General features: G+C 57.1%; 20 protein-coding genes. 15 read left to right on the top strand and 5 right to left on the bottom strand.

Annotated features, from left to right (window positions below):
* The first annotated feature begins 374 nt into the window (after window positions 1-374).
* The 4 genes from nifB to BLQ12_RS18650 all read left to right on the top strand — a co-directional run bounded on the left by nifB (window position 375) and on the right by BLQ12_RS18650 (window position 3,778).
* Window positions 375-1,694 carry a nitrogenase cofactor biosynthesis protein NifB gene (nifB, locus tag BLQ12_RS18665; protein ID WP_175469929.1) on the top strand — a complete coding sequence of 440 codons (1,320 nt, stop codon included), beginning with the start codon at window positions 375-377 and terminating at the stop codon, window positions 1,692-1,694.
* Window positions 1,695-2,036: 342 nt separating this feature from the next.
* Window positions 2,037-2,357, top strand: coding sequence for a (2Fe-2S) ferredoxin domain-containing protein (locus tag BLQ12_RS18660; protein WP_092212882.1), 321 nt, complete (start codon window positions 2,037-2,039; stop codon window positions 2,355-2,357).
* A 4-nt stretch (window positions 2,358-2,361) separates the two neighbouring features.
* On the top strand, window positions 2,362-2,844 hold the full coding sequence (locus BLQ12_RS18655; protein ID WP_092212880.1) for a GNAT family N-acetyltransferase: 483 nt from the start codon (window positions 2,362-2,364) through the stop codon (window positions 2,842-2,844).
* Window positions 2,845-3,031: 187 nt separating this feature from the next.
* Complete coding sequence (locus tag BLQ12_RS18650) at window positions 3,032-3,778, top strand: flavodoxin family protein (protein WP_175469928.1); 747 nt, start codon at window positions 3,032-3,034, stop codon at window positions 3,776-3,778.
* A 65-nt stretch (window positions 3,779-3,843) separates the two neighbouring features.
* Here BLQ12_RS18650 and BLQ12_RS18645 read toward each other — a convergent pair whose 3' ends face one another.
* Together BLQ12_RS18645 and BLQ12_RS18640 are read right to left on the bottom strand one after the other, a co-directional pair.
* On the bottom strand, window positions 3,844-5,346 hold the full coding sequence (locus BLQ12_RS18645) for a sodium:solute symporter family protein (RefSeq protein WP_092212876.1): 1,503 nt from the start codon (window positions 5,344-5,346) through the stop codon (window positions 3,844-3,846).
* Window positions 5,347-5,400: 54 nt separating this feature from the next.
* Window positions 5,401-6,741, bottom strand: a complete 1,341-nt coding sequence (locus BLQ12_RS18640) for a sodium-dependent transporter (RefSeq protein WP_092212874.1) — start codon at window positions 6,739-6,741, stop codon at window positions 5,401-5,403.
* Between the two features lie 504 nt (window positions 6,742-7,245).
* Here BLQ12_RS18640 and BLQ12_RS18635 point away from each other — a divergent pair.
* The 6 genes from BLQ12_RS18635 to BLQ12_RS18610 all read left to right on the top strand — a co-directional run bounded on the left by BLQ12_RS18635 (window position 7,246) and on the right by BLQ12_RS18610 (window position 15,898).
* Window positions 7,246-7,563, top strand: coding sequence for a DUF6951 family protein (locus BLQ12_RS18635; RefSeq protein ID WP_092212872.1), 318 nt, complete (start codon window positions 7,246-7,248; stop codon window positions 7,561-7,563).
* 261 nt (window positions 7,564-7,824) lie between these two features.
* Window positions 7,825-8,682 carry a rhomboid family intramembrane serine protease gene (locus BLQ12_RS18630; protein WP_092212870.1) on the top strand — a complete coding sequence of 286 codons (858 nt, stop codon included), beginning with the start codon at window positions 7,825-7,827 and terminating at the stop codon, window positions 8,680-8,682.
* A gap of 113 nt (window positions 8,683-8,795) precedes the next feature.
* The gene (locus tag BLQ12_RS18625; protein ID WP_175469927.1) at window positions 8,796-9,752 is read left to right on the top strand and encodes a tRNA dihydrouridine synthase; all 957 of its coding nucleotides are present in this window, start codon (window positions 8,796-8,798) and stop codon (window positions 9,750-9,752) included.
* A gap of 379 nt (window positions 9,753-10,131) precedes the next feature.
* Window positions 10,132-10,731 (top strand): protein kinase domain-containing protein, encoded by a 600-nt coding sequence (locus tag BLQ12_RS18620; protein WP_092212866.1) that lies wholly within the window; start codon window positions 10,132-10,134, stop codon window positions 10,729-10,731.
* On the top strand, window positions 10,697-15,091 hold the full coding sequence (locus BLQ12_RS18615) for an AAA family ATPase (RefSeq protein WP_139164030.1): 4,395 nt from the start codon (window positions 10,697-10,699) through the stop codon (window positions 15,089-15,091). Before BLQ12_RS18620 ends, BLQ12_RS18615 begins: the two co-directional genes overlap by 35 nt.
* A gap of 429 nt (window positions 15,092-15,520) precedes the next feature.
* Entirely contained in the window at window positions 15,521-15,898 is a 378-nt protein-coding gene (locus tag BLQ12_RS18610; protein WP_092212862.1) for a NifB/NifX family molybdenum-iron cluster-binding protein, read from the top strand.
* A gap of 255 nt (window positions 15,899-16,153) precedes the next feature.
* Here the strand turns inward: BLQ12_RS18610 and BLQ12_RS18605 are convergent, their stop codons facing one another.
* From BLQ12_RS18605 to BLQ12_RS18595, 3 genes are all read right to left on the bottom strand, one after another.
* Window positions 16,154-17,224, bottom strand: coding sequence for a CapA family protein (locus BLQ12_RS18605; RefSeq protein WP_092212860.1), 1,071 nt, complete (start codon window positions 17,222-17,224; stop codon window positions 16,154-16,156).
* Between the two features lie 87 nt (window positions 17,225-17,311).
* Entirely contained in the window at window positions 17,312-17,569 is a 258-nt protein-coding gene (locus tag BLQ12_RS18600; RefSeq protein ID WP_139164029.1) for a hypothetical protein, read from the bottom strand.
* 235 nt (window positions 17,570-17,804) lie between these two features.
* Window positions 17,805-18,161, bottom strand: a complete 357-nt coding sequence (locus BLQ12_RS18595) for a hypothetical protein (protein ID WP_092212856.1) — start codon at window positions 18,159-18,161, stop codon at window positions 17,805-17,807.
* A gap of 674 nt (window positions 18,162-18,835) precedes the next feature.
* Between BLQ12_RS18595 and argC the strand changes: the two genes are divergently transcribed.
* The 5 genes from argC to BLQ12_RS18570 all read left to right on the top strand — a co-directional run bounded on the left by argC (window position 18,836) and on the right by BLQ12_RS18570 (window position 23,805).
* Window positions 18,836-19,855 (top strand): N-acetyl-gamma-glutamyl-phosphate reductase, encoded by a 1,020-nt coding sequence (gene argC / locus BLQ12_RS18590; protein WP_092212854.1) that lies wholly within the window; start codon window positions 18,836-18,838, stop codon window positions 19,853-19,855.
* Window positions 19,856-20,012: 157 nt separating this feature from the next.
* Window positions 20,013-20,603, top strand: a complete 591-nt coding sequence (locus tag BLQ12_RS18585) for a TetR/AcrR family transcriptional regulator (protein ID WP_092212852.1) — start codon at window positions 20,013-20,015, stop codon at window positions 20,601-20,603.
* Window positions 20,604-20,760: 157 nt separating this feature from the next.
* Window positions 20,761-21,909, top strand: coding sequence for a TRAP transporter substrate-binding protein (locus tag BLQ12_RS18580; protein WP_254782081.1), 1,149 nt, complete (start codon window positions 20,761-20,763; stop codon window positions 21,907-21,909).
* A 107-nt stretch (window positions 21,910-22,016) separates the two neighbouring features.
* Entirely contained in the window at window positions 22,017-22,529 is a 513-nt protein-coding gene (locus BLQ12_RS18575; RefSeq protein ID WP_092212850.1) for a TRAP transporter small permease, read from the top strand.
* Window positions 22,519-23,805, top strand: a complete 1,287-nt coding sequence (locus BLQ12_RS18570; RefSeq protein WP_092212848.1) for a TRAP transporter large permease — start codon at window positions 22,519-22,521, stop codon at window positions 23,803-23,805. The genes BLQ12_RS18575 and BLQ12_RS18570 overlap by 11 nt, the downstream gene beginning before the upstream one ends.
* Window positions 23,806-23,816 lie beyond the last annotated feature (11 nt).

Genomic DNA, 23,816 nt, shown 5'->3' with positions numbered 1-23,816 from the left:
GGCCTGTTTACATCCCCCCCCCCCCCCCCCCCCCCGAACACCCGTGTCCCCTGGAGCGCGCACTCCGGTGCGGCTCGGGTAACGACGGACTAAAAGCCGTACCGGAGTGCGACGTTCCGGTTCGGTGGATTTTTCTCGGTTTATTCGAAGGGCGTGGCCAAACGATAACCAAGGCCCAAACTTCATTCAAGAAGAGCCATTAATGCCTGTTTGTAAAACCCATCTTTATACTATCAGGCAAACGTTCAGCAACCGGAGATATAGGCTGAATAGTGACAATAAAAGATGTGCGAATGCCTCGTCATTCGCGCATTTGTCCACGGCGGATCATCTTGCTCCAGGCGGGATGTTTACAGAGATTACAGGAGAGAGCCATGAAACCAGATAAGGATATCAACAGCGTCAATCATCCCTGTTTTAACGTCAATGCCCGCAAGCGTTTCGGGCGGGTCCACCTGCCGGTGGCCCCCCGGTGCAACATCCAGTGCCGGTTCTGCGACCGGAAATTCGACTGCGTCAATGAGAGCCGCCCCGGGGTTACCAGCGGGGTGCTCTCACCGTATCAGGCCCTGGTGTACCTGGAGCATGTGTTCGAGGCAAAGAAGAACATCTCGGTGGTGGGCATCGCCGGGCCCGGGGACCCTTTTGCCAACCCTTCCCAGACCATGGAGACCCTGCGCCTGGTTCGGCAGGCCTACCCGGAGGTGATCCTCTGCCTGGCCACCAACGGGCTGGGCATTGCGCCCTTCATCGATGATCTGGTCGCACTGGACACCGGCCATGTGACCGTCACGGTCAACGCCGTGGACCCGGCCGTGGGGGCGGAAGTCTATGCCTGGGTGCGGGATGGCAAGCGGGTCATCGGTTCCCAGGCGGGCGCTGCCCTGCTCATGGAGCGTCAGCTTGGTGCCATCAAGGCCCTGAAAAAGGCAGGGATCATGGTGAAGGTCAACGCCATCATGATCCCGGGGATCAATGACCATCACATCGTGGAGATCGCAAAGACAGTGGCAGGGCTCGGGGTAGATATCTTCAACTGCCTGCCCTTCCATGAAAACAAAGGCTCGGCCTTTGCCCACATCAGGGAGCCCTCCACTGAGGATGTTGCCGCCGTCAGGAAAAAGGCCGGGGCCCATATCCGGCAGATGACCCATTGCGCCCGGTGTCGTGCCGACGCCGTGGGGTGTCTGGGTGACGTTCAGGACACCGGGCTCATGGAAAAACTCAAGGCGTGTGAGCTCATGCCCGAGGTGCCCGACTCCGTGTGGGAGTCTCCGGAAGAGAGTTGCCGGACCACCCACAGTGACCGGCCCTTTGTGGCTGTGGCCTCCATGGAAGGGTTGCTGGTGAATCAGCATCTGGGCGAGGCCGTGGAGCTGAGGGTGTTCGGCAAAAAAAAGGGAAAGTTCGTTTATCTGGAGACCCGGGACACCCCGGGGGCTGGCACCGGTGCCGAACGGTGGCGTGAACTCGCAGGGCGCCTTGCCGACTGCTCCACCCTCCTTGTCAGCGGCATCGGGGACGCGCCCCGCAAAGCCATGACGGAAAGCGGCGTGGATGTGCATGTCATTGAAGGTCTCATCGATGAGGCCCTGGCAGCGGTGTTTGATGGCAGGAGCCTTGACGGCATGGTGAAACGTACCCCGAGGCGGCGAGGAGAGGCGTGTTCCGGTATGGGCATGGGGTGCGGGTGATGGAACCCCGTAGTCGCGGCATCTTTGTCTACCGGCTACGCCATCGGTGAATGCTCTCTCCCGAAGGGTGAGAAAATCGAGCAGAAAATCGTGAACTACATGTAACTATTCAGCTTGTCTCCGGCGGGTCGCTTTTTTGAAAAAAAGCTCCGCAAAAAAACGTTTCTAATGTGAAAAAGTGGAGATTATTTCGGCGGAGCCTGGAAAGGCTTGCTTAAGACCTGTTTGTCAAACTTTTTAAAAGTTTGGCCCCCGGCAGGGCCGCCGGAGGCTTTCTTTTATGCACTTTAACCATAGAAGCCACAGTTGAACCATTACACTCATAGAATAAAGGAGCAGACCATGGAATGTCCGAAACATCATATTTTTGTGTGTGCAAGTTACCGAGTCTCAGGGGAACCCCAGGGGCTCTGCCACAAAAAAGGCTCGGTGTCCCTTCTTCAGTACATTGAAGAGGAGATCCTGGACCGCGGCATGGGCGATGTGCTTCTGTCGAGTACCGGGTGCCTCAAGCAGTGTGAGCGGGGGCCTATCCTGGTGGTTTATCCTGAAAATCACTGGTATGGGGGCATCGACTCCGAAGAGGCCATCGACGCGGTTCTCGACGCCATTGAAGAGGGCACGGTGGCGGATGCGTATCTCTTGACGGCCGTTGAGGCCTGAGGCGATGAGAGATCGCCGGTATCGGCTGAGGCAGGCACGGGAAGGGGACATCGGGCAGCTGGTGTCCCTCCTTGGGGTTCTGTTCGCCCTGGAACAGGATTTTACCATTGATCCGGAAATCCAGGGCCGGGGGCTGCGCATGCTCATGGGCCTGGAGGGTTCGGTGATCCAGTGTGTGGAATCCGGGGGCCGTATCGTCGGGATGTGCAGCGCCCAGTGCCTTGTGTCCACAGCCGAAGGGGGGCTCTCGGCCCTGGTAGAGGACCTTGTGGTTGCCGAGGATCACAGGGGCAAAGGCCTGGGTGCCATGCTTCTCTCCTCTGTGGAGATCTGGGCTGAGAGTCATGGCGCCCTGAGGCTTCAGCTCCTCGCCGATCAAACCAACCTTGAGGCCCTGGGATTTTACAACCGGATGGGCTGGAGAGAGACCCGCATGGTTTGCAGGAGGAAAACCATGGGCGGGGTGGAACGCGGGCTGCCGGCATGAGCTGTGATATGCTCTTTTCCTTATTGCGTGGATCGCGCTTTTTTATGGGGTACGTCTTTGCTATTTGACGGGGTTTGTGGCAGCCTGACACTCATAAAACCTGTCTTTCCCGTTGATTGTGGCCTGGTCGGTGATGCGTCCGGGAATGACAGTATCTTATCCCATTGCTTTGATAAGGAGAGAGAGCATGAAGATTCTGGCTGTAAACGGAAGCCCGACAAAGAAAAAGGGAATGACTCATTTGCTGTTGAACCTGTTCCTTGAAGGGGCTGCTGAAGCGGGAGCTGAGGTGGAACAGTTCAATGTGGCCGATAAAAAGATCAGGTATTGCGACGGGTGCTTCAACTGCTGGGTGCGCACCCCCGGGGAGTGCATCCACAAGGACGATATGCCGGAAATCCTGGAGCAGGTGGCGGCCTCCGATGTGCTCATTCTTGCCACGCCCCTGTATGTGGACGGGATGACGGCCCAGATGAAGACCTTCACCGATCGGATCATCCCCCTTGTGGAGCCCGAGTTTGAAATGGTGGACGGCCATTACCGTCACAAGTCCCGCATCTCAAAAATTCCGAGCCTTTTTCTTATGAGCGTCTGCGGATTCTGGGAGATGGACAACTTTGACGGGCTTGTGGATCATGTGAAACGTATCTGCAAGAACTTTCAGGCCGACTACGCAGGGGAGCTCCTGCGGCCCAACTCCTATATCCTGGCCATGGAAGACCTTCTTCCCAAAGAGGTGGCCGCCATCCATGAGGCTGTTCGCCAGGCCGGCAGGGAGTTTGTGACGGATGGAAAGATCAGCGAGGCCACCATGGCAGGGGCCGTGGCCCAGCCCATCCCCAAAGAGCCCGCCCTTGACGGCTCCAACATGTTCTGGGCGGAGTGCAGGAAGCAGGGCAAGTTCCTTTTTCACCATCGGGACCTGCCAGCCTGATTTTTCGTTTTCTCATGAAATATCTGGGTTAGGGACGCTCTTGGACCAAGAGCGTCCCTATTTTTTTAGCTGGTGAAGAAAAGATCGAGCTGCTTTTCGTCAACGGGCTTGTCGGCATAAGAGCCCGCCACGAAGGCAATGCCGCTGATGAGCATGCCGGCGATGACGCCGTGGCCGGAGAGCAGGGGAGACAGGGACTCCAGATACCCGGGGGCCATGGGCGGGGTTTTCACCAGGTCGATGATGACAAGGGTGATCTGGACCCCGGCACCGCAGACAAGGCCCGCCACGGCGCCTTTGCGGGTGGCCCGCTTCCAGAAGAGGCCGCCCATGAGGGGGAAGAAGTAGGAGGCACTGGCGATGAAAGTGGCGATGTGGATCGCCTCGATGATGTTGTGGATGAAATAGGAACAGGCCGTGGCCGCGCCGATGATGAACAGCACGGAGAGGCGGTTGATGCGCATGATGCTTTTTTCATCGGCATCGGGGTTGATGTATCGCTGGTAGATGTCCCGGGAGATACACGAGGCACCGGAGGTTGCAAAGGTGTCGGCGCAGGACATGGCGGCGGTGGCAAGGCCGATGGCACACAGGGCCAAGCCGAACTTGGAGAAACCGCTTGCCTTGATGAAGACCAGCAGGGCCGGTTCCGCCTTGGCCATGCCTGCGGGAAAGCCCGCAGCGGCGATGTCCGGGTAAATCCGGTTGAGGGCAACGGCAATGACGGCGCAGCCTGCAAAGACAAGGGTCACCAGGACGGCGCCGATGATCATCCCGGTTTGCGCGGCCTTGTCATCTTTTGCCGCCCACACCTTTTGCCAGGGGTCCTGTTCGGTAATCCAGCCGGGGACGATGGAGAGGGTAAAGATCAGCACCATGGGCAGCCCGACGGAGAAGGGGTTGTACCATGTGGCCGGGACTTCGCCCATCATTCTGGAAAAACTCAAGGCGGCGTCAGCATCTGTTGCCGCTCCCGTGGTCATGGCGGCCATGGCCATGACAAAGAGGAAGAGGAACGTAAACTGGATGCGGTCGGTAAAGACCACGGCGGAAAACCCTCCGAGGTTTACATAAAGGGCCACGGCGGCCCCCACGATAAGCACGGAGTAGAGGGAGTCCAGGCCGTAAAAGATTTCAAGCACCATGGAAAACCCTTTGATGTCCGAGACGGCAAAAAGGATCATGACGATGGTGATGATGATGGCCACGGGTCCCCTGAGGGATCCTCCGTAGCGCATCTCAAGGAGCTCCGGCTGGGTGATGGCCGGCAGGCGCTTAAGCTTTTTGACCAAAAGGGCAATGACGAGAAGGGCGATGATGTTGGGAGCCACAAAGCCCCAGACAGACCCCATGCCAAGGAGCATAAAAAAGCCGGTGACAGCCAAGAGGGCTCCTGCCGTCAGCCAGGACGCCGCGGCGGAAAACCCGATGGACAGGGCGTTGAGTTCCCGGCCCGCCAGAAAGAAGTCCACGCTGGTTTTCTGTTTTTTGTTGTAATACAGGCCGATGCCGACGAGGCTGCCGATGTAGAGGGCCAGCAGCCCGATAAAAATGGAGTAGTCGCTCATGATCACCTCGTGTTGCGTGTCCGGCAATGGGGCCGGGGGTTTTGTGTTCGTCTGTTACCAGGCCAGCCCCTGGAAGAAGATGTAGCCGACGGCAAGGGGGGCAACCACCTTGCAGGCCACCTGCCATACGGGCAGCAGGGCAAAGGAGACGTTGCCTTCGTTTGTGACCTCACGTTTGGCGATGTCCGCGATGACCCAGCCGGTGAAAAGAAGGATGAACAGGCCGCCCAAGGGCATCATGAGGTTGGATGCGATGAAATCCATGGTGTCTAAAAAACTCTTTCCGTACACCTTGAGGCCTCCGGCAAGGGAGATGGCCGACGGAACGCCCAGGAGAAAAATGCCGAAGCCGATGGCCCAGGGTGCCTTGCGTCGGGACCACCCTTTTTCATCGATAAAGTGGGCACAGACCACCTCAAGCATATTGACGGACGAGGTCAGAGAGGCGATGACCAGCAGGAGGAAAAAGAGACCCGCCCAGAAGACGCCGCCGAACATCTGTGAAAAGACCGCCGGCAGGGTCACAAAGGAGAGGCCCGCCCCGGAAGCCGGTTCAAATCCGAAGGCAAAAACCGCAGGAAAGATGATGAGGCCGGAAAGGAAGGCCACCAGGCTGTCCAGGATACAGATCTGGAATGCCGAAGAAGGCAGGGGCTCCTCTTTTTTCAGGTAACTTCCGTAGGTGAGCATGCCCCCGTTGCCGAGGCTCAGGGAGAAGAACGCCTGCCCCATGGCGGCCAGGCACATGCCGCCGGTTACCTTGGAAAAATCGGGCTTGAGATAAAAGGAAATGCCCGCCATGGCTCCGTCCAGGGTCAGGGAACGCACCACAAGAACCACCATGATCAAAAACAGGGCGGGCATGAGGACTTTGCAGAACCGTTCGATGCCCTGGCCGATTCCTTTGGAGACGACCCAGATGGTGGCTACCATGAACAGGGCCTGGTAGAAAATGACGGACGGAGAGTGGGTGATGAACCCTTCAAAGGCCTGGCCTGCCTGGGCCGCTGCATCGGCACCTGTGGGCAGTCCCTGGAACACCGAGACAACGTACTTGATGGTCCAGCCGCCGATGACGCCGTAAAATGAAAGAATAATGATGGAGGCCACAATTCCCAGCCACCCCACCATGGACCAGGCTTTGCCTCCCAAGCGCATAAGCGCTCCCACGTTGTTCCGCTGGGTGTTGCGCCCCAGGGTAAATTCCGCCAGCATGACGGTAAACCCCAAGGAAAAAACCATCAGAAGATAGATAAAAACAAAGGCAGCCCCTCCATTTTCACCTGTGACATACGGGAATCGCCAAATGTTTCCAAGCCCTACGGCGGACCCTGCGGACGCCAGAATAAATCCCAGCCGGCTTCCGAACTGGTCCCTCTTTCCTTTCTGTTGCATACCTTCGCATTCTCCAATCTTCATTGTGGGCGAAAAAGCCCAAAAAAAGAGGCCGGATACCTCGGAACATCGGGTACCCGGCCCCATATGTGCGGTGGAACAGATTGCATTGGCCAGCGGACCCGGCAGGGCGGCGCATGGCAAAAATCGTTTATACAGTAACGCTCTTCCGCGTGTCAATGTAAGGTGCCGTGAAAGCACGGGCAGGCACATGGGCTCATGCCGTGGGCGGATCGTACTTTGGAAAAAGTTTACGTCCTTAATTTAGAGGTTATGCTGCGCTGAATCGTTGCGTTTTATTTTACTGATTTGTGTTTGATTGTGAATCGTCCTATACTCTTGCCGTTTGATACGGGGCCCGGCCGGGTCACGTTCCTTTCGGTAAGGTGCCCTGCCTTGACGAAGGGGATGACCGGTGTGGGGTCTCTGTGATTTTTTGCCTTATTTTATACGCATTACGGGGTGTCTCCATGTGGGAAGGCCGCCCGGGTGAAAGGATGTCACATGACGGAAATGGAAGTGTTTGCAGGTGTGTGTGGGTTCAAGACGGTGATCAAGGCCGACCCGACGGAGCGGTACAAGGCGGTGTGCACCCTTGAAACGGCGTGTCCGAACCTGAAAAAGGTGGGTGAAGCCCTGGGGGATGAGCCCCTGGATGTCATGAATGAACTGTTTGCCAAGGGGCAGTCCAAGGTGATCACCCTGTGTACGGCCCATCTTCCCCATGTCTCCTGCCCTGTGCCCGCAGCCATTTTAAAAACCCTTGAGGTCAGTGTCGGCCTTGCTCTCCCTGCGGATCCCGTTCTTACCTTTAAAAAGTGACCTGCCTGTAAAACCGCCTGGTGCCGTGAAGGCCTGCCTGCCCGTACGGCTACCTCTACCAGGCGGTTTCGAATTGCTCCCCTGACCATTTTTATTGAAGCCGTGGCACGGATCTTCTATGATGGATTCCGTGCAACCCCACGGGGAAGGATGCAGGCCTGTGGCCGGGACCTGGGTCGGCTGTGTTCTCTCCTCACTGTCAGGATATCGCCACCGGTGTCCCGTCGTTTAGCCCTGTATTCATTCACCCAACGAGGCGTCATGACCAGAAAACCTTCCCGAACGTCCCTGCTTTGCCCCAACTGCAGGCGTCTTATCAGCAACGACGAGCCCTTGTGCCCTTACTGCGGGATCCGCAAACCCGGTTCCGGGCTTAAGAACAACGCCATGGTCCGCGGGATGTCCGATCCCGACCTTATTTTTAAGGTGATCATCGGTGTCAATGTCGTGATGTATATCGTGTCCCTTGCGGTCAGTATGGTGAGGGGGGAGGGCATCGGCATCACCGGCAACCCCTTGAGCCTGTTTTCTCCGTCCAATGAGGCCATGCTGTTTCTGGGGGCCTCCGGGGTGTATCCCATCAAGGTGGCGGGGCACTGGTGGTCATTGGTGGCTGCCAACTGGCTCCATGGGAGTGTCCTGCACATTGTATTCAACATGCTCGCCTTTCGAAACCTTGCGCCCTTTGTCATGCGCGAGTTCGGCACCTATCGCCTGGTGATTATCTTTATTCTGGGCGGCGTGGCGAGTTATCTGGTGTCGTTCCTTGCCGGTGTCACCTTTACCATCGGCGCTTCAGGGGCGGTATGTGCCCTGGTGGGGGCGGCCCTTTACTTCGGCAAGAGCCGGGGAGGGGCTTACGGCAACGCCGTCTACCGTCAGGTGAGCGGCTGGGTGGTGAGCATCGCCCTGTTCGGGTTCGTCGTGCCGGGGATCAACAACTGGGCCCACGGCGGTGGCATCATCGCCGGGGCGGGCCTGGCCTGGGCCCTTGGCTACCTTGAGCGCAAGCGGGAATCCCAGAGAGACAAGTTCCTGGCCCTCCTGTGCGGTGTGGTGACAGCAGCAAGCCTGCTCCTGGCGGTTTTTACAGCAGCCACCACGATTCATATCAGGTAAGAAAAAATCAGATTTTATTCAGCGTCTGGCTGCGGGCACCCCTTGCCCGCAGCAGCATGCACATTCCGTGACCGCGCTCCATGCAGCGACGGTCACTTTTTTATGGTGAGACCATGACACATCGACTTTGGCTTGCCCCCATGCAGGGCTACACCGAATTGCTTTTCCGGGACGTTTATGCGGAGATTTTCTCCGGCATGGACGTTGCCGTCTCCCCGTTTATCTCTGCGCTCCCCGAAGGGCGGTCCAAGGAGCGGGAGTGGAACGATGTCCTGCCGGACCTCAACACGAAGATGCCCGTGATTCCCCAGATGATGGGCAATGTGGCCGATGATCTCGTGCTCCTTGCCAACCGGCTCTACGACCTGGGCCACCCCGTGGTGAACCTGAACCTCGGGTGCCCTTATAAAATGGTGGCGAAAAAAAAGAAGGGGTCGGGGATCCTTTGTTTTCCCGATGAGCTGGATGCCCTCCTGGAGCGCCTGGTGGGCGGGATGAAAGGGCGCCTCTCCATCAAGACGCGCCTGGGGCGTCATACCCGGGAAGAGTTCCACACCCTTGTTCCCATTTACAACCGCTATCCCCTTGAAGACCTGACGGTGCATCCGCGTACCGGGGTTCAGATGTACAAGGGGGGGCCGGACCTCGATTTTTTTGAGGCCATGCTCCCTGAGATCACGCATCGGGTGATCTACAACGGAGACCTCTGGTCCCTGTCTCGCTTCAGGGAGCTGTCGGAGCGATTTCCCTCCATTTCGGACTGGATGATCGGGCGGTGGGTGATCTCCAACCCGTTTCTCCCGGCTGAGATCAAGGGCGAACGGTTTGATGAAGAGACGAAATTGCAGCTTTTAAAGCGATTTCACGACGCCATCTACGAGCGGCAGGTGGCAAGGCTTGACGGCCCCGGGCACGTGACCAGCGTGATGAAAGCCTTCTGGGTCTACTTCAAAGACGCCTTTGATAACGGCGATCGCCTCTTCAAGCCCCTTCGCCGTATCACCGATCCCGCGGTCTACGAAGCGGCCGTGGAGCAGCTCTTTGCCGGGCGGCCTCCGGTGGCGGGGTGATGAGGGGCTGATTCCTTGTGGCAGGTCCAGCGGAAAAGCCGTCCCTTTTTTCCCTTCCTGCCATTGGGAACGTTTTGCGGCGCTTTTTTTCAAAAAAGCGATCCGCCGGAGGCAAGCTGAATAGTTACAGATGTGATCTGTATTGACTTCCTGCGACGTGATGGGTAGAACCGACGATGACCCCGGTGGATAACACATTCAATCGTCGAAGAGAATTGGTTTGACGGCAGGGGCGAAGGTGCTCGGGATATCCTGCGCCCTGCAGCCTGATTGTCGGTTTTTACTGTTGGAAAAGGCCCCGGGGGAAGACGAGAAGGGTGGGTTGGTGCGCGTCCGTTGGCGGGTTCTCAGGCTGCCACGGAGATGGAAGGGGGCGCGCATGGCTGTTATTGACGAGTTTGTTCAGCCGGAGTTGGTTTTTCAGGATCGGATATCCGCGTATTACAGGGCATGGAGCACGGCGTACAGCCACAACGTGATTTTAAAGGTGCTCAAAAATGAGCGGCCCGGCGAATCCGAAGTGGAGATGTACAAACATGAACACATCACGCTCCGGGAGTTGTCCCATCCCGGCATCGTCAAAACCTTCGGGCTGAAGCAGACCTCCCTGGGGCTCACCCTCATCCTTGAAGATACCGGCGGCGAACCCCTGTCGAGGCTTATGGAGACAGGTACCCCCAGCCGTGAGACCCTTATCGCCTGGTTCCTCGATCTTTCCCGCACGCTCTCCTATTGTCACCAGTCCGGTGTGGTCCACGGTCACATCACCCCATCGCACATCATTATCGATTCAGACACAGGCCGGGTACAGCTGGAGGGTTTCAACCATGAGCCGGGGGTGATCCGGGACGACGATTTTCACGGCGTGGATCACCTGCTCACGGCCCTGGCCTACAGCGCACCGGAGCTGTCCGTGGCCAGGGAAGGGGAGCCTGAGCACCGCAGTGACCTCTATTCTCTGGGGGGTCGTGATGTATGAGGCCTTCACCGGGCGCCTTCCCTTTGACATGGACACCGTGGGCGGCATGATCCACTCCAGGGTGGCCCTGACACCCGCCCGTCCGTGTACCCTCTGCCTGGAAATCCCCCGTTGGCTCGACGAGATCATCATGAGCCTCATGAACCGCAACCCGGAGGGGCGGATTCCCTCTGCCGAGGCTCTTATCGAGGGGCTTGAAGCGGGTATGCGCACCGGTGAGTCGGTGGATTGCCTGAGCATCCGGCCCCCCATGCTCCATGGCGAGGGGGTGCTCTGCGGCCGGGAAGATGAAAAACGGGAGCTGGTGCAATGGCTCAAGGGGATCGTGGAGGCCGGCGCCGTTCCCTTTGAAAGACCGGGGGTCATGGTCCTTTCCGGGGCCTCCGGCTGCGGCAAAACGGTCCTTGCGGAGTGGCTTTGTCGATACGCTCGCCAGCACTACCCTGAGGTCATCGTGGCCACGGGCAAATTTGACCAGAGCGTGGAGAGACCCGGTTCCGCCTTTGTTGTTGCGTTACAGCAGGTGGTACGCACCCTCCTCGGGGAGCCCGAAAACAGGCTTCGGGAGTGGCGAAAGGTGGTCAAGCGCCTCATGGGGGACGGGGCCTTTGTCCTTTCGTCCATGGTGCCTGACTTCTCCCTGCTTCTGGACACACCGCCGGACGATGTTCCCATGGAACTTGAGTCGTCGGCCAAGGCCAATGTCACCCACATGGCCATGGTGAATTTTTTCCGTGTCTTTAAGCAGATGGGCCGCCCGCTCATTCTCTTCATCGATGATATCCAGTGGGCCGATGAGGACTCCCGCCTTTTTTTGAATCTTTTGACGGGCATCTCCGGGGAGAAGGTGGGGTTGCTGGCTGCGTTTCGGACCAGTGAGAGCCAAAGCGCCCTGGTGGATTCTTTCTTTCAGGCGGGAACCATGAAGAAAGACGGCATCGTGGATGTGATGCCCATCCAGGGGTTGGACAGCCTCGCCGTGGAGACCTTCCTTGCCATGTCCCTGGGCGAGGACAGAAAGAAGATTGCCCCCCTGGCGGAGCTGGTCTATGCCAAGACCGGGGGGATCCCCTATCACGTCAACGCCTTTCTCGAAAGGATCCTCTCCGGTGGGGAGCTGGTCAGGGCCCATGGCCCCCATGGCGAGGGGTGGCACTGGAATCAGCAGAAGCTGGAGGCTCTTCCCATGTGCACCTCTGCCGCCCATTGGGTGTCGGAACGGGTGGACAGCCTGGACATGCAGATGCGGCGCCTCGTGGAGGCCGCTTCCCTTCTTGGGCACAAGGTGGTGCCCGAGCTCCTCGCCATGGTGGTCCAGCGCTCGGAAGAGATTGTGAAAAAAGGCCTTGAGACGCTTTGTGAAAAGAAAATTTTCGTGCGCACCCGGGAGGGCTACAGTTTTACCCACGACTTGGTGCAGAAGGCCGCCTATGAGCGCATGACCCAGGGCCAGCGGGAGATGGCCCATTTCAGCGCCGGGATGCACATCTACGAAGGGCTCAAGCATCGGCCCGGCCCTTACCTGTTTGACGTTGTCTATCAGTTCAACGCCTCGGGTTCGGTGCCCATCCGAGAGAGCTATCGCAAGGAGCTTGTCCTCCTGAACCTTGACGCCGGTAAACAGGCCATGGAGACCTCCTCCTTCGGTCAGGCCCTGGAGTGCTTCCGCTGCGGATTAAGGTTCCTCGGTGAAGAGGGATGGCAACGCGAGTATGTCTTGTGCCTTGAGATGACCTCTGCCGCCGCCGAAGCGGCGTATGCTCTGGGGGAGTACGCGGTCATGGAGGCCTTTGTGGTCACCGTGGAAAAGGAGGCGAGAAACGACTGGGACTGCGTGAATGTCTGGCGTATGAGAATACGCGGAGCCATCGCCGCCAACGACCTGACCGGGGCCCTCGCCTTTGCGCGGGAGTCCCTCGGCCGGTTCGGGTTCCGCCTGCCCGTGAAGGTGACGCGGATGCATCAGCTGGCAGGGCTCCTGCGTATTCGAAGTTCTTTTGCAAGATTGGGGCGAAAGGGGTTTGAGCAGGTTCCCGTCATGACGGATGCCGGGCATCTTTCCATCATGGAACTTTTCTTCTCGGCCACCATGGCGGCTTATCTGGCTGGAAGCGACCTCTCTCCGTTGATGATCTTCACCGCCCTGCGCTACAGCTTGAAGCACGGTCGGTCCAAATACACCCCTTTTCTCCTTGCGGCCTACGGGTTCATCTGCCTTCGGGTCGACTCCAAGATGGAGAAGGGCACGGCCCATGCCTACAATGCCCTGGCGCTCCTCGAAAAAGAGCAGCGGTCCGGTGTCCGGGGCAAGACCCTGTCCCTGACGGTCTGCCTGGTCCAGCACTGGAAGGAGCCCATCCAGGATCTTTTCCCGCTCTATCTGCGTGCTTACGAGCAGTCCCTGGCCGAAGGGGATTCGGAATATGCAGGCGGTGCTGTCTCCGCGTGGTTTTATACCCGGTTTTTTGGTTCCGACGATCTGCATCAGCTGGCTCGGGACATGGTGACGTACGGGGAGGAGATGGAACGGCTCAGGCTGCCCTTTACCGGTACCGTGCGCAATCTTCAGCAGGCCGTGGCCAACCTCACCGACGCCCATGCTCAGCCCGTGCAGTTTTCCGGACCCTTTTTTACCGACGACGAGCGCCCCCGGGGGGGCGACATGCCCAACGACCATACCGCTGCGCTGAACTATCATATTACCAAGGGGTTTCTCGCTTTTCTCTTCGGCGACGACGACCTGGCCCTTCACCATGTGGGCCGGTATGCCTCCATGCTTGATGCCTTTACCAGCACATATACCATCCCGGTTTTTTCGGCCTTTGCAGCGGCCGTGTGTGCCAGGCATGGCGGGAAGGGGCTTCCGTTGAAGCAGAACGGGTGGTTGAAACAGGCCAGGGAGATCGAAAAAACCCTGGGCAAGGCGGCCGTGGACGCGCCGTGCAACTTTGCTCATCTCCATGAGATGGTCCGGGGAGAGCTGCTGCTGGCCCGGAAGCAGGTCCAGAAGGCGGTGGTGTGTTTTGAACAGGCAGCGGAAAAGGCCAAGAAAAACAATTTTACCTTCCATGAAGCCTATGCATCCGAAAGGGCAGGCTTCTGTTATTTGAAAATGGGCAGAAAGCGCCTGGCCAGGGTGTGCCTTACCGATGCGGTGAATCTTTGGCGGTTCTGGGGGGCCGAGGCCAAGGCCCGCCAGCTTGAAACGGATTACGAAGAGGTGCTCTGGCGACTTCCGTCCATGGGGGCGGCCGGCACGGGTGACCTTGTCGCCGGAAGCCATCATGGCGGGGCATCATGTTGCTCAGGAGAGGGAATCCTCGACCTGGAGGGGTTGTCCGGGGCCTTTGAGGCCCTTTCAACGGAGCGGAACTACGATCGCCTCGTTGAAAAACTGGTTCACACGGCCCTTGAGTACGGCGGGGCGGAAGCCGGGGCGGTCTGCCGCCTGGATGACGGCCAGGTGCGGCTGGAGGCCTGGAAAGGGGTCGGAACGGATAAGATCGAGCTCTGCGGGTCCTCGGCCCTTTCCGAGGAGACCCGGTTGCCGGTAGTGATGATGCATTACGTGGCCCGGACAGGCACCCTGCTTCAGTACAACCACGGCGAGCCTCCGGTGGTCTATGATCCTTACTTTGATGATTTCGGGTGTGGCAGTGCCATCTGCATCCCGTCCATGGTTCAGTCCCGGCAGTGCGGTATCCTTTACCTTGAAAACCGCACCCTGGATCACCTCTTTGAGGGGCGGCGCCTGAGTGTGTTGAAAACACTCTCCTCCCAGATGGCAGGCGCCATGGAGAACACCCGGCTGTACGAGAGTCTGAAAGACCAGGCGGAAAAGCTCCAGATGGTCAACCGTGTGCTGAAAAATGAGGTGACGGACCGCAGGGCAAAAGAGACCGCCCTTATGGAGAAGGAGCGGGAACTCAAGGAGTCCGGAGAGAAGCTCTCAGAGGCCAATATTTCCTTGAAGCAGATGTTGAGCAAGAGCGATGAGAACATGACCGAGGTCCGGGAAAATATGATGAGAAATGTGGATGACCTCATTTTGCCTTACATCGATCGACTGAAAGGGACACAGTTGACGCCTGTCCAGGGGAATCTTGTGGAGATGCTGGAAAAGAACATCGATGACATCCTGTCTCCCTTCGCGCGGAACGTCAATGCCGGTTTTTTCCGGCTGACCCCGGCGGAGATTCAAACGGCTCAGCTGGTACGCAGCGGGAAGACCACCAAGGAGATTGCAGAGCTTCTAAACCTGTCTCCCCGGACCATCGATGCCTACAGGGACAGTATTCGGGAAAAATTGGGCTTAAAGAAAAGTGGGGTAAATCTAAGGGTCTACCTGATGCAGATGTAGGCGCCGCGGTATGGGGTACCGTATTTTTACCGTGTTTTTACGGTTAACACATTCCCGATGAATCTGCTAAGGATTGTGTTACCTTCGGTTCGGACGCCTCCTCTGACAAGGTTGATCCAAGAACCTTATCCCACCTCAATGAGATCAAGATTCCCAATGTCAGACCTTACATGATCAAGAGACTATTTTCACCCTCGGGCTCCCTGGCATTAACGCTGCTCTCCGCGGCGTAGGGAGCCCGATCCCTCCTTTTCTCAATTGTTCCCTCGCCGTTGACAACCCCGGATTCAATCCCTATATTTTTTCATTGTTTCATGGTGGGGTCGCCATGTTCACCTGGGCACCTTACCGCCGTTTTTCAGGCAGCGGTTGACGCTGCATCATCGCATGATGAATCCGATCACAGACATTAAAGGAGAGTCGTTCCCCATGAAGATAGCCTTCCCGACAGAAAAATTCGATGAACTCGAGAGTCCAGTATACAATCATTTTGGGTCTGCCAATTTTTTTGTGATTGTCGATACGGAGACCAATGTGTGTGAAAAGGTGTTGAACCAGGACCTGGATCATCAGCATGGCAAGTGCCAGCCTTTGAAAGCCCTGGGCGGTCGCAGTGTGGATGCTGTGGTGGTGGGGGGGATCGGCGGAAGCGCCCTCGGAAAGTTGAAGCACAAAGACGTGCCCGTCTACAAAGCCGTGGAGGGCACGGTGCGGGACAACCTTGCCAAGCTTGAGAATGGTGAGCTCAAAGAGTTTATGCCCATTGATGTGTGCGGCGGCCACGGAGATGCCTGCGATCATCATTAAACATGGTGTGCCGTGTCCTCAGGTATGGTGCAGGGCATGACAGCAGAGCCAGCGACGGCAGTCCTTATCTTAAAAGGGGCTGCCGTTTTTTTATGGTAAGGGCTAAGACAAAAAAATAAATATACACGTCACGCATGAATGCCGTTGTGATTTAACCCGAGGAACGAGGGTTAAAGCGCAACGGTAACCAGCTTTCAAGGTGACTCACCTTGCCGCCGGAGGCATCTTTTTTGGTTTTCTTTTGCAATATCCGGGTTAACGCACCGACAGTTCACCCTCATCGGAGATGCGAAGGGGGCTTTCCGGAAAATCTTCCCGGGAAAGGCGGGCCGTCTCTTTTGCGGCGGTGTGGGAGGGGTCTGCTACGGGCAGGCTTCTGTAAGGTTGGCGAAGGGAACGGATGCTTCCGTTCAGGAACCGTCCGTCTTGCCCTAAGTTCACGGTGAGGGCCGGGGCCAGTCCTTTGGGGCCTTCCAGATTGAACCGGGCCCAGGTGAAGAAATTGCCGAGGCTGTAGGCGATGAGTCGTCCCTTGTACAGTTCCATCCCCCGAACCACATGGGGACCGTGCCCGATGACCAGGTCGGCCCCTGCGTCCACCACGGCATGGGAAAACGCGTACAGGTCCCCACGGTTTTCACCCAGGTAGATTTCATCCTGTCGGGGCACATGCCCTGCATCGCTTCCTTCGGCCCCTCCATGCATGGAGACAATCACGATATCGCAGAAGGTGCTGAGGGTGCGGACACGTCTGACTGCGGCATCCCGGTCGAGAAGGTCTGCCACTCCCTTGTGGGGGGCAAAGGCAGCGAAGCCGACATACAACCCGTTGGCGTAGAGGATGTCCCAGGGTTTCTCAAGGGTCCCGGCGCAGGCGATGCCGCTTTCCCCGAGGTGGCGGACCGTGCGTTCCCGTCCCGGTGTCCCAAAATCGCTGATGTGGTTGTTGGCCAGGCTGAACAGGTTAAAACCGGCACGTTTCAGGGTGTCAGCATACCCGAAGGGGATGTTGAAGGCATAGCATGTCTTTGAATCGCGGCAGGCCTTGAGGCAGGTAGCGTCGCCGGCCATGGTGCCTTCAAGGTTTCCAAAGCGGATGTCTGCATTTTCCAGGATCGGACCAAGGGTACGGCTCAAGGTCTCATCCGGTATGGACGACAGATAGGTTCGGCTCGGAAAAGAGCTCGACGGCATGATGTCACCCACAGCTGTGACTGTAAGGCCTGAAGGGCGCTGGGCTCCTGAATCGGCAAAGGTCGGCGAAGCAAGGGACAAGACGCAGATCAGCAGGAGAAGAGGGGCGGCAACGTGTGGACGGCATTTCATGGTGGCCTCGTGAATCGTTTGGGTCGTTTTTTTTCGGCGAGTGTACCCGTGTCGGGTGGAAAACGCAAAGGAAAAGAGAGGTTGACCTCATGACCTGTCCCACGGATCAAAGGGTGCAAAGACCGCGTTGACCGCGGAATGCCAGTACGCCCGTGAGGTTTTGTTCGCATCAAGCCAGAGGGCCGCTGTTTCCCGGGTAGGTCCCTGGAGGATGGAGAACCTGTCGAGCCAGGCATACTGGAGTCTTTCACCGTGTTCCAGAAGAAGGTCCATGGATCTGAAACTGTTGTCGGTGAATGTTTTCTGGAACTGGATAATCTGTTGCATCAGGTTCAGCGGGTTCATGTGGGGGTCCTTGGGTTGTGGGGTTGCCGTTTTTTTACCGGTGATTTTTGTTGCAAAACAGATTTGGAAATCGGAGCGGCTTATCCACCGCTGGGCAGCCATAACAAGGGCTTTCTTTGTCATAGCACACCATTGGGGCTGAGCGGTCATTTAAAAATCAAAGGCTTAAACACACAAAAGGCGCTGCCATGATTCGGAAGCGCCTTTGAGCATGTTGAAATACGACATCAGACTGCTACTTCTTGTCTTTGGGCTCCAGCATGTCGATGAGCCGATCGTAGTGATCGGTTATGTACTTCCGGAATTCGTTCTGGTTGCTGGTGAGCTGTGCCTGCCACTCATCGAGAAAGGCACGACCGGAATCCGGGATTCCTTTGTTGCCGGCCATGAACGCAGTGGTCACTTTCTGAGACTGTTCCTGCATCTTGAGCATGGTGTCAAAGGTTGTGTTGAAGGCACTTTTCTGGAAGTCAATAAATCGGACCCCCATGCGTGCGGCATCGGATGTGTTGAACATCTCCATGTTCTTTGACATATCCCAACTCTTCCATACGTCAAAGCCTTTCATCATGTCGGTAAAAGCCTGGTTCATGGGTTCCTCCTTGAGGGCGGAGCATGCGTTGATGTGAATGGGTTGTTACGCACCTGATACCAGGGTGGTCCGGCGATTGATGGCCGGTTCCGATGAGGTGATCAGGCACAAGCAGGGAGTTTGGAAACACGCAACGATGATGTTGTCGTAAAAAGCCATCGTCGAAAGCGCCTGTGGAGAAGACCCACGGTATTGCGGTAAGGCGAATCGCACCAAGGGATACTTTCTTGGTTTGTGCACGACTTTTTGCGAGGCCATCAATTTTAAGGACCTTGAAAATAACATACCGTGTCGTACCGGTGAAAAAGCATTGCCATCAGAGACATTTCACGTTGAGCTGAAACGGAAAAAATATGAACACGGGATCGGAGTACGTCGAAGGAACATCGGCTTGCGGAGAGCATGTGCAGTGTCACGCTTTAGTGACAAATAATATAGGCAAAATAATGTATTGTCAACATGGTATGAAAGAATTGCCCGCGCTGGATCACGGGTGGCGGGGCACACCTTTGGCCGGGCCGGGAGGATGTTTTTTTTAGAGCAGGGCACCGGGTTTTTGTTTTTTTGTGTCATGGGCCAAGGGTAAACGGTCTGTTGAAAAAAAGCGGGGCAGGGGGTATAAGGGACACGAAAAATATAAGAAATACCCATTACCGACAGTTGGAGGCGATTTTATGATAAAGGCAGGAATTATCGGTGCCACGGGATACACCGGAGCCGAGTTGGTACGTATGCTTTCGGTTCATCCTGACGTGGAACTTACCGTTATTACCTCACGGCAATACGAAGGTACCCCCATCAGCGACGTGTACCCGGCCCTTTCCGAGCGGTGCGAGCTGGTTTGTGAAGCATTTGATACCAAGACGTTTTGCGACCGGGTGGACATCGCCTTTACCGCGCTTCCCCATAAAATTCCCATGGACATCGTGCCCGGGCTCCTGGAGGGCGGGGTTCGCGTGGTGGACCTTTCGGCCGATTTCAGGTTTCGCAACGTGGGGCAATACGAAGACTGGTACCAGCCCCACACCGCCCCTGAGATTTCAGAGCAAGCTGTGTACGGTCTGTGCGAGCTCAACCGGGACGAGATCCGGACGGCTCGGGTGGTGGGGAACCCCGGGTGCTATCCCACCACGATCCTGCTGGCCCTTGTGCCGCTGTTGAAAGCAGGGATTATCAAAGCAGACGGGATCATTTCCGACTCCAAGTCCGGGGTCAGCGGTGCGGGACGCGGCCTCTCTCTCGGCTCCCATTTCTGTGAAGCCAACGAGTCGTTTAAAGCCTACAAAGTGGATGGGCACCGTCACAGGCCCGAGATCGAAGAGGTGCTGTCCGCCGCCCACGGGGCCGATGTGGAGATCACCTTCATTCCGCACCTGATCCCCGCCACCCGGGGGATGCTCTCCACTATCTACTGCACCCTTGCAGACGGAAAAACCGAAGAGGACGCCAGAAAAGCCCTTGCCGAAACCTACGACTCAAGCCATTTCGTTCGGCTGCGTGAGAAGGGAGCGGTGCCGGATATTCTCCATGTGCAGCACACGAATTTCTGCGACATCGGCCTCGCATCGGATCCCCGCAGCGGTCGTCTGGTGGTCATGTCCGCCATTGATAACCTCCTGAAGGGGGCTTCCGGCCAGGCCGTTCAGAACATGAACATCATGGCCGGCCTGGATGAAAAGGCCGGGCTGTATTAGCATGGGCAATCAAGGGGGTCAGGGACGACGCGTTGATTTGTCCTCTTTTTCGTTGACAGGCGGGGAGGTGTCTTCCATAATCAGCGAAATGTGACCGGCGGTCAAAAAATGAACATATTTGCTTTGCCGGTTTTAAAGAGAACAGACAGGTGGTGAGATGGCGCGACGACAGCAGGAAAAATCCATGGAGACCCATGATGAACTCAGGGCCTCGGCGGTTCATTTTTTCGGAGAGAAGGGGTTCAATACGACCACGATTTCTGAAATTACCGAGCATGCCGGTTATGCCAAGGGGAACTTTTACAGGTACTGGAAAAGCAAAGACGACCTGTTTCTGAGCATCATGGAGGAGAAGTACCGGCTTTATCGTGCCCGGCGCGTGGATTCCCTGAACCAGGCTTCCAGCATGGACGACGTCATCGGGGTGATCATCGATTTTCTGGAACAGATCCTTGACGACGGCAAATGGGCCCGGGTTTTCCTTGAGTTTACCATCCATGCCTCGGGCAATGACGACGTGAGAAAGGAACTCAACAAGAGTTTCTACCGGCTCTCCAGCGATCTGTTTGCAGACATCGTGGCTCCCCATCGCAGGGATCCTGTCTATCCGTCGAAGAAACTGGGCGGTATTGTTACTGCCCTTTTCGAAGGCTTCCTGATCCAGATCCTGTTGGGGGCCAACAGCATCGACAAAGAGGATTTACGCACGGCCATCCGTACACTGGTGCTGCACATCGACAATCCTTGACAGGCGAACAGGGCAGGTGGGCAAGAGGTTTTCCTTCTGCCCACCCAGCGGTTCGTCTTTTTTTTGTAACCGCAAGTGACCGTCGGTCATAAAATGGGCGACGGTCAGGTGGGGCGCAACCGGTTTTTGATACGACTTGAAGGCAAGGAGAACGAGAGTGACGAAGGTAAAAACGGCAATGGGTCGACGAATGATGATGGTGGGGGCAGCCCTTCTCGGGCTGCTGGTTTTCGGGGGGTGCAGCAGGGACCAGGAGGTCAAGGAGGAGGTGAAGCCCAAGGGGTCTGCCGCCTCGCAGGCCACCTCACCCCTGGATCGATGGAAGCCTGACTTTGACCCGTCCACCGCAACCTATCGATGCATTGTGTCCAATGTTTCCCACCCCGTCATGAAGGGGGTGTACGCCGGGTTTGCCATCCGCGACGAGCTGTGGAAGCGCACCGGCGGAAAGATCTATTTTGACTACAAGCCCCTTTCGGTTCTGGGGGGCGAGGTGGAGGTCCTTGGACAGCTTCAGATGGGTGCTATCCAGGGGATGGCCGTGAGTTCGGTGGCTGCCACCAACCTCGGGCCGAGGTTCGGGCTGGTCAACCTGCCTTTCCTGGTGAACACCTTCGATAAGCTGGACAGGTTTACCCGGAGCGGGCCTCTTTTTGATCATTTTATGCGGGCCATGGCCCATCAGGGAATCACGGGCCTTGATATCACCGGGTACGGAAGCTACGGATGGGCCACCACCACCCCGGTTACCGAGCTTGCCGAGGCGGGAACGGTGAAGTTTCGCATTGCCGAGGCCAGCGTCAACAAATCCCTGTATGACGCCTGGGGCCTGAGCCCGGTGGTGATGCCCTGGCCGGACGTGCCTGTCTCCTTGAAGCAGGGTGTAATCACCGGCCTTGACCACACGCCCATGGTGTGCAACATCACGAAAAAATTCGAGGTTGCCAAGCACTACACCCAGGTCAACTATGCCCAGGGTCTGTTTATCTGGGTCTTCAATACCGCCTGGCTGGAGAGCCTGCCCGAGGACCTCCGCGCCACCTTTATCGAGGTGGTCCACGAGGTCTGTGCCGAGATCCGGGAGGAGACCCGGGCCCAGGAGGAGGCGCAGATTGCCGATGCCAGGGCCGGAGGTGTTTCTTTTTACGCTCTCCCTGATGCCGATACGGCCCTGCTCAAAGAGAAGGGCAATGTGGTCCATGGAAACTGGAAGGCTGAGATCAACCGCCTGTACAAGGACGACACGTACCGTCCCGAGGATTACCTCTCCGAGGTCAGCAACCACCTGGGCTACACCGCCAGATAACCCTTGACGCGGCTTTAGGGCTTTGGTCCTTTCCCTTAGCCCTTAGCCCTTAGCCCTTAGCCCTTAGCCCTTAGCCCTTAGCCCTTAGCCCTTTTTATCGGACATGTATGACAGCCTTGTGTAATAAAATCGATCGTGTGGTCACCTCCTTTGAGGAGTGGACCCTGTTCCTGACCGTTATGGCGGCCCTGACGGCTCTTTTTGCCAGCGTGGTATTGCGGTACGGCTTCAACCACTCCCTGGCCTGGTCAGAGGAGTTGGTTCGACTGGTCATTGTCTACACCACCTTTGTGGGGTGCAGCCGAGCCGTTAAAAACGGGGCCATGGTGCGCATTGATGCCCTTGTCCAGTTTTTTCCCCGGCTCAAAGGGCCGTTGCTGCTCTTCTCCTACGGGGCGATCCTTCTGTTTTCAGGGATCCTCATTGTCTTTGGTATCAGCATGGTGATGCTTCAGATGCGAACAGGGCAGAAGACCATTATCATGCAGATTCCCATGGCCTGGCTCTATGGGATCCTTCCCCTTTCAGGGGGGCTTATGGGGTTCCGCGCCCTTGTTCAGGCCGCTGGCCTGTTGGGCAAAACCGGCGATGAGGGAGGCGGGCAGTCACATGGGAAGTAGCGAACTGATCATCCTGTCCATTCTCCTTGGGTGCATGGCCGCTTACATCCCGGTGGCCATGTCCCTTTTTTTTACTGCAGCCGCGGGTTTTCTTCTGTTTGCCGACCTGCCGGTGCTTCTGCTCGTCCAGACCCTTTTTAAGAGCCTGGACAACTTCGCCCTGGTGGTGGTTCTTTTTTTTATCCTCTGCGGAAACATCATGACCGCCGGCAGCATCGTGTCAAAATTGATCCGGGTGGCTGATGTGCTGGTGGGGTGGCTTCCCGGGGGGCTCGGCATGGCAGGGGTGGTGGCCTGCGGGCTTTTCGGTGCCATCTCGGGGTCCACGGTGGCAACGGTGGTGGCCATCGGCGGTTTTATGGTCCCGGCCCTTATGGAACATGGGTATGATGAGTCGTATACGGTGGGACTCATGGCCACGTCCCCCAACCTGGGGGTGATCATTCCCCCGAGTATCGGGATGATCCTGTACAGCATGATCAGCAATGTCTCCCTGGAGGCCTTGTTTCTTACGGGGTTTGTGCCGGGGGTGCTCATTGTGTTGGGGATCTGTCTCTATACCGGGATTCTCTATCGCCGGGGAGGGCGGGTGGAGCGTCGGTCGACCCCCTCGGCCGGAGAGATCACAGGGGCCCTTAAAGAGGGCTTCTGGGCGCTGATGCTCCCTGTGATTATATTCGGGGGGATTTTTTCCGGTATGTTCACCGCCAACGAAGCAGCGGTGGTGGCCTGCGTCTATGCCTTTGTTGTAGAGCTTTTTATCCATCGTTCCATGAACCTTGCCGAACTGAAACAGATCACCGTGAGTTCGGCGGTGACTTCGGCCACGCTGCTTATCATCGTTGCCGGTGCCACCTGCTTCGGTCGTTACCTCACCTTTGAAAACATTCCGGGCCGCATCACCGAGGCCGTGATGATGAGCGTCTCATCGGGGTGGGGGTTCCTTCTCCTGATGAACCTGCTACTTCTGGTGACAGGGATGTTCATGGATATCATCTCCGCCACCCTGATCCTGGGGCCGGTGCTGATTCCCATGCTTCCGCATTTCGGGGTGGACCCCATACATTTCGGATTGATCCTCACCGTGAACCTTGCCATCGGCTACTGCACGCCCCCCATGGGGGTGAGTCTCTTTATTACCGGGTCCATTGCGGGGCGGGGCCTGCTGTTTGTGTCCCGAGCGGTGATGCCCTTTCTTCTCATCCAGCTGGCTGTGCTGCTTGTCATTACCTTTGTGCCGGAACTTGTCATGTGGCTTCCCGGTTTGAGCCGGTAAAAAAGATTTCC

The sequence above is a fragment of the Desulfoluna spongiiphila genome (genome assembly GCF_900101345.1).
GTDB lineage: Bacteria > Desulfobacterota > Desulfobacteria > Desulfobacterales > Desulfolunaceae > Desulfoluna > Desulfoluna spongiiphila.
Note: the sequence above shows the minus strand (reverse complement) of the source record. Positions and strands in the feature narration are given on the sequence as shown.

What these genes read in the sequence shown, in the direction of transcription:
- nifB (WP_175469929.1), top strand. Translation starts at nt 375, where the DNA reads ATGAAACCAGATAAGGATATCAACAGCGTCAATCATCCCTGTTTTAAC.
- BLQ12_RS18660 (WP_092212882.1), top strand. Translation starts at nt 2,037, where the DNA reads ATGGAATGTCCGAAACATCATATTTTTGTGTGTGCAAGTTACCGAGTC.
- BLQ12_RS18655 (WP_092212880.1), top strand. Translation starts at nt 2,362, where the DNA reads ATGAGAGATCGCCGGTATCGGCTGAGGCAGGCACGGGAAGGGGACATC.
- BLQ12_RS18650 (WP_175469928.1), top strand. Translation starts at nt 3,032, where the DNA reads ATGAAGATTCTGGCTGTAAACGGAAGCCCGACAAAGAAAAAGGGAATG.
- BLQ12_RS18645 (WP_092212876.1), bottom strand. Translation starts at nt 5,346, where the DNA reads ATGAGCGACTACTCCATTTTTATCGGGCTGCTGGCCCTCTACATCGGC.
- BLQ12_RS18640 (WP_092212874.1), bottom strand. Translation starts at nt 6,741, where the DNA reads ATGCAACAGAAAGGAAAGAGGGACCAGTTCGGAAGCCGGCTGGGATTT.
- BLQ12_RS18635 (WP_092212872.1), top strand. Translation starts at nt 7,246, where the DNA reads ATGACGGAAATGGAAGTGTTTGCAGGTGTGTGTGGGTTCAAGACGGTG.
- BLQ12_RS18630 (WP_092212870.1), top strand. Translation starts at nt 7,825, where the DNA reads ATGACCAGAAAACCTTCCCGAACGTCCCTGCTTTGCCCCAACTGCAGG.
- BLQ12_RS18625 (WP_175469927.1), top strand. Translation starts at nt 8,796, where the DNA reads ATGACACATCGACTTTGGCTTGCCCCCATGCAGGGCTACACCGAATTG.
- BLQ12_RS18620 (WP_092212866.1), top strand. Translation starts at nt 10,132, where the DNA reads ATGGCTGTTATTGACGAGTTTGTTCAGCCGGAGTTGGTTTTTCAGGAT.
- BLQ12_RS18610 (WP_092212862.1), top strand. Translation starts at nt 15,521, where the DNA reads ATGAAGATAGCCTTCCCGACAGAAAAATTCGATGAACTCGAGAGTCCA.
- BLQ12_RS18605 (WP_092212860.1), bottom strand. Translation starts at nt 17,224, where the DNA reads ATGAAATGCCGTCCACACGTTGCCGCCCCTCTTCTCCTGCTGATCTGC.
- BLQ12_RS18600 (WP_139164029.1), bottom strand. Translation starts at nt 17,569, where the DNA reads ATGAACCCGCTGAACCTGATGCAACAGATTATCCAGTTCCAGAAAACA.
- BLQ12_RS18595 (WP_092212856.1), bottom strand. Translation starts at nt 18,161, where the DNA reads ATGAACCAGGCTTTTACCGACATGATGAAAGGCTTTGACGTATGGAAG.
- argC (WP_092212854.1), top strand. Translation starts at nt 18,836, where the DNA reads ATGATAAAGGCAGGAATTATCGGTGCCACGGGATACACCGGAGCCGAG.
- BLQ12_RS18585 (WP_092212852.1), top strand. Translation starts at nt 20,013, where the DNA reads ATGGCGCGACGACAGCAGGAAAAATCCATGGAGACCCATGATGAACTC.
- BLQ12_RS18575 (WP_092212850.1), top strand. Translation starts at nt 22,017, where the DNA reads ATGACAGCCTTGTGTAATAAAATCGATCGTGTGGTCACCTCCTTTGAG.
- BLQ12_RS18570 (WP_092212848.1), top strand. Translation starts at nt 22,519, where the DNA reads ATGGGAAGTAGCGAACTGATCATCCTGTCCATTCTCCTTGGGTGCATG.